The organism is Peribacillus sp. P4_C12, from assembly GCF_056402095.1.
This window is the reverse complement of sequence record NZ_JBFUIB010000274.1, coordinates 1-4,984: the sequence shown is the minus strand read 5'-3', so window position 1 is coordinate 4,984 and position 4,984 is coordinate 1. Positions and strand designations below refer to the sequence as shown.

Genomic DNA, 4,984 nt, shown 5'->3' with positions numbered 1-4,984 from the left:
ACTCTCGCTCTTGAGGCGCAGTCTATTTCTGGTCTTCTGGAAGTCATTAGAGGAGACGCCGAAAAACAACGATTGAAAAAAGAGATTGATGAATTGACTTTCTATAGTAAACAACGCGTATTTTTCCGGTTTAATGATTTCTTCAAGGAATCTTTCAATCCGGCTGTCATTAAAGACGATGGGCAGGATCTGAAGCTGGTCCTTAAACAAGCATTAAAGAATTTATTAGAAGCACTAGGCTTTGACCTTGCACAGGAAATGCGTGCTACGGCGTTAAGGACTGAAATGTTCGTCAATAAATTATTGAATGAGAAACAAGTCGGATTGCTTCAGCAGATACAGAAAGTAAGAAAAACTCTTTCGTTACAGCCATATGAACCAAATGAGAGGGATTCTCTTGAATTTTCGGGTGCTTTTGTCCAATTAGACACGAGTGAATTCAAAAAAGAATTGGCGCTGTTTAAAAATCCAAAGGCTTTCTTTGAAAAAAATGAGAAAGTGAAAATGAGCGAGGGACTTCAGCAGCGTTTGGATGAACCTGCCCTTATATATGTAAAAGAGCAAGGTGGGAGAATATTCGAAATGTATACGGAAATTCTTGATCAAGAGTTACTTTCCATTCAAAAAGAATATAAAACGGAAATATCGGATATTTTCGCAGGCTTACGTGCAGCCTTAGAAGAAAAGGTTGATTTACCGTATTATGAAAAGGCTGTAATTGAATTGGAAAAAATGCATTTGTAATAGAAACGAGGTTCGTTTATGAAAGAAAACCTTATTTCAATTTTGAGAAACCTAGAAAAGAAAAAGAATATCACAATATTAATGGCTGCTGTAACTGGCAGCCATTCTTTTGGTTTATCATCAGCCAATTCAGATATTGATGTCCGGTTTATATATGTTCATAATGATAGGCGATCCTATCTCTCACTTAGTCAACCCGACGAAGTGATTCAATTGAATGAAGGCTTTTGTGACGTGGAAGGCTGGGATCTATTTAAAACATCACGGCTAACGTTAAAGAGCAATCCCGCACTATTTGAATTATTTCAGTCACCCATCCAACTGATTGTTCAACCGGATTATTGTCGGGTGATGAAGGGGTTAATCGAAGAATGCTATTCCAAAAAGGCTCTAGTACATCATTACTACCGGATGATGACAGGCAATCTTCAGCAATTGACAAAAACAAGTAGTTCCGAAAAAAAAGTGCTGAAAACATGGGTACAAGTTTATCGTTCCTATTTAGTACTGCAATATTTAATCCTGTTTAGAGCCCTTCCACCTTTATGCGTTTGGGAATTACTCGATTCCGTATTAATTGATAAGGAAATGAAAAGCAGAATGACGCGAATATTTACAGCAAAACAAAAAGAAGAATTTTCAAAACATGAAAGTATAAAAAGTCTTGAGTTTTTGGAAGGGAAATTACCTTCCATAAAGAATGAAATAACTAAGCTTCCTATAGGGAAGCACATGGAACAGGATCTTAATCAATTAATTTGGTCCATTTTGAAAGAGGGAGATGTGTAGATGGGTTATATAATGGAAAAAGAAGAGCTGTTGTCGCTGTTGAATTCTAGAGATATTAGAATCTGTGACTGTCGTTTTCAGCTAGGAGCCCCTGATGTGGGTTATATTGAATACGAGAAAGAACATATTACGGGTGCTGTCTATTTTGATCTTGAAAAAGATTTATCCGGACGGGTTGAAAAGCATGGTGGAAGACATCCTCTTCCTGACCTTAATACATTAAAAGAGAGGCTTGAATCAAATGGTATTACCAATGATACGGTACTTATTGCTTATGACGGGGGAGAAGGTTCCTTTGCTTCTAGGTTTGTCTGGCTGCTGAGCTATCTTGGTCATCAGAAAGTGTTTGTACTTAACGGCGGCTTTAGGGCATGGAAGGATGCGGGCTATCCGCTCGAAACGAATCAGTCGAAATATGCTTCAACCCATTATAATATAGATTTAAATGAATCTGTTTTGGCTTCTTATCAAAAAGTGAAGGAATATACAGTAAATAGGCCTAATGATGTTGTTTTAATTGATTCAAGGGAGTCTAAACGGTACCAAGGGATTGAAGAGCCGATTGATAAAAAAGCCGGACATATACCTGGGGCAGTTAACAAGGTATGGACAAAGGTTCTTGAAAATGGATATTTTAAAAAATCGGAAGAACTTCAGTTAAGTTTCACAGAAATCAGCCGAGATAAGGAGATTATCGTTTACTGTGGATCAGGTGTGACGGCTTCTCCCAATTATATAGCCTTAAAAGAAGCTGGTTTTAAAGATGTGAAGGTATATGTCGGTAGTTTTAGTGACTGGATTTCCTATTCTGATAATCCTATTGAATGATTAGGTTTTCCAATTAACGATCCTCAAAAAGGTGGACAGCTATGTTAAAATAGATATACATCATGATAGAGGTGATAAATGTGTTAATGAAAGAAAACGAACAGCATCCTTCCTTTATGCTTGTCGACGGGATGGCGCTTTTATTTAGAGCTTTTTATGCAACAGCCGTTACAGGTCAATTTATGATTAACTCAAAAGGTATTCCAACAAATGCCGTACAGGGTTTCTTAAAGCATATGCTGACAGCGGTGAATCATTTTTCTCCTAGTCATGTAGCAGTATGTTGGGATATGGGAAGCAAAACTTTCCGCAATGAACTATTTGATGGATACAAGGCTAATCGTTCAGAAGCACCCGTTGAAATGATTCCTCAATTCGATTTAGCAAAAAAAGCTGTTGAAGCCTTTGATATCCCGAACATTGGGCTTTCCGGATACGAAGCTGATGATTGTATTGGGACAATAGCAAAAGCATCTGCTGAACATAGTCGAGTAGGCATATTGACAGGAGATCAAGATATGCTTCAGTTAATTGAAGAAAACATTTCTGTACTTTTATTGAGAAAAGGGTATGGTAATTATGAAGTGCATAATCCCGATAGCTTTTTTGAATGGAAAGGGATTACACCAAGACAAATGATTGATTTAAAGGCTTTAATGGGAGATACAGCTGATAACTACCCCGGCGTCAAAGGAATTGGGGAAAAGACAGCTTTGAAATTGTTGATTCAGTATCAAAATATAGAAGGTATTCTTGAAAATGTTGCTTCATTAACCAAGGGGCAGCGATCTAAGATTGAATCGGCTGTCGATATGCTTCACCTATCGAGAAAACTTGCCGAAATCAAGTGTGACGTACCTGTTTCATGCTCCTTAGATGAAGCGGTGTATCAGTATGACCGTGAAAAAGTGAAAAATCTGGCTAGAGACCATGAATTTAGGACTTTACTGCGAATGCTGTAAAATAAATGAAGCGGGGTTCCCTTGGGAACCCCGTTTATTTTTATAGGAAGTATTTTGTCGAAAAATGGATAGGCAAAATCTTATATTTACGGTAAGATGAAATTAAGGCAAGTATTATGGAGTGGATGCAGAAGTGGGGCAATCAACTGAAGAGTATGTGAGTTTTTTAGAAGGAAAGGGATTCACTTTTGGGAATGATGCTATTGGTTTTATTTATTTTGGCAAACGCTATACAAACGCCAGTGATATTTTAGTCAATGTAGCAATCGAATTGACATTGAAAGTTCAAAAGAATTTTGATGGTAGCTTTTATATTTCCTTTTTAGAAAACTTAAAACAAAATGGCATTGAAACTCGCAGTGCAGCGGTATCGTTTGCAAAAAAGCAGGGACTGCTAAAATAAATCGGACTTCGTAATTTAGAAGTCCGATTTATTTTTATTTAGTCTTTTAAGAAAAATCTTGAGTTGCTATCGATTTCTTTTTCTTCGATGGCAACTCAGCGAGAATCATTCCAAGGAAAATGAATACGCAGCCGATGATTGAAGCAGAAGTCAATTTTTCCCCAATCAATATGAATGAGGAAAACGCCGCAAAAACCGGTTCCATTGAAAAGATTAATGCGACCCTTGTAGGTGTCGTATAAGCCTGGAAGAAGGTTTGTGCGAAAAAGGCAAATGCCGTTGCAAGAGCAGCCGTGACCAATAAGGCGGTCCAGACCTCTGGCTGTAACATGACTTCCGACTTAAAGATTACAGAATAATCTTCATTAAATAATATGGCTGAACCTAAGGATAAAAAAGAAACCGTGAAAATTTGAATCAGAGTTAACGGTAAGGCAGGAAGGGTTTTAGCATACCTAGCAGTCGTAATAATCTGCATGGCAAAACTGATCGCACATAAAAATACTAGAAAATCACCAACATTCAAGTTAGAGCGGTCGGCGAAAGTCATTAAATAAAGCCCAATCGTTGCGGCAACGACACCCATTACTGTATTACGTGATAGCCTCAGTTTTAATAGCAACAAAGAAAAAACTGGTACCATGACAACACTTAAGCCTGTTATGAAGCCAGTTTTGGCAGGGGTAGTATAATTCAAGCCTATTGTTTGAAAGCCATAACCCAAGAAAAGCCATACCCCGATATGAAGTCCTGCAATTAACAATTTCTTGTTCCAGGTTTTTCCCCTTTTATGTAAGGTTAATAAGTAAGGTATAAACAAGAAAACAAAGGCCATAAAAAACCGGATAGCATTAAATGTGAAAGGTTCAAGAAAAGAAAGGGCATTCTGCACCATAACAAATGTGACACCCCAAATGAATACAACAAACAATAATGAAACATCAGCTGTCTTTTTCATTATTTTCCTCAACTTTGTTTAAACGAATGGCCCGTCGTGCTAGCTCATCCGCTCTTTTATTTTCGAGATTTGGAATCCATTTCACAAAAAATAACTCAAGCTGGTCTGATAACTTAAGTGCTTGATCAAGCAGGGTGGCGTATTTTTTTTTAGCAAACCTTTTTTCAATGGCCTGGTTGATGGCCTGGGAATCGGTCCGAAAAGAAACGACTTGATAATGACTGGATATACATATCTCCAATGCCTTGATTAAAGCATGGTATTCCGCCTCATGATTTTCCATATTTCCAAGTGGGATGG

The 4,984-nt window shown here is 37.7% G+C and carries 6 protein-coding genes and 1 pseudogene; 5 read left to right on the top strand and 2 right to left on the bottom strand.

From position 1 onward, the window contains the following. From AC1DUW_RS20890 to AC1DUW_RS20870, 5 genes and pseudogenes are all read left to right on the top strand, one after another. Nucleotides 1-744 (top strand): annotated as a pseudogene (locus AC1DUW_RS20890) (dynamin family protein); the annotation flags it as partial. A gap of 18 nt (nucleotides 745-762) precedes the next feature. Next, nucleotides 763-1,533, top strand: a complete 771-nt coding sequence (locus tag AC1DUW_RS20885) for a DNA polymerase beta superfamily protein (protein ID WP_053346720.1) — start codon at nucleotides 763-765, stop codon at nucleotides 1,531-1,533. Next, nucleotides 1,534-2,361, top strand: a complete 828-nt coding sequence (locus tag AC1DUW_RS20880) for a sulfurtransferase (RefSeq protein ID WP_053346719.1) — start codon at nucleotides 1,534-1,536, stop codon at nucleotides 2,359-2,361. An 86-nt stretch (nucleotides 2,362-2,447) separates the two neighbouring features. After that, nucleotides 2,448-3,323 (top strand): 5'-3' exonuclease, encoded by an 876-nt coding sequence (locus AC1DUW_RS20875; RefSeq protein ID WP_053346718.1) that lies wholly within the window; start codon nucleotides 2,448-2,450, stop codon nucleotides 3,321-3,323. Nucleotides 3,324-3,444: 121 nt separating this feature from the next. Beyond that, complete coding sequence (locus AC1DUW_RS20870) at nucleotides 3,445-3,726, top strand: DUF6123 family protein (protein ID WP_176527531.1); 282 nt, start codon at nucleotides 3,445-3,447, stop codon at nucleotides 3,724-3,726. 46 nt (nucleotides 3,727-3,772) lie between these two features. Here the strand turns inward: AC1DUW_RS20870 and AC1DUW_RS20865 are convergent, their stop codons facing one another. After that, nucleotides 3,773-4,684: a DMT family transporter gene (locus tag AC1DUW_RS20865; RefSeq protein WP_053346716.1), complete on the bottom strand. Its 912-nt coding sequence runs from the start codon at nucleotides 4,682-4,684 to the stop codon at nucleotides 3,773-3,775. Continuing rightward, the coding region (locus AC1DUW_RS20860; RefSeq protein ID WP_477643351.1) for a reverse transcriptase-like protein at nucleotides 4,668-4,984 on the bottom strand (317 nt) is incomplete at its 5' end. The genes AC1DUW_RS20865 and AC1DUW_RS20860, both read right to left, overlap by 17 nt.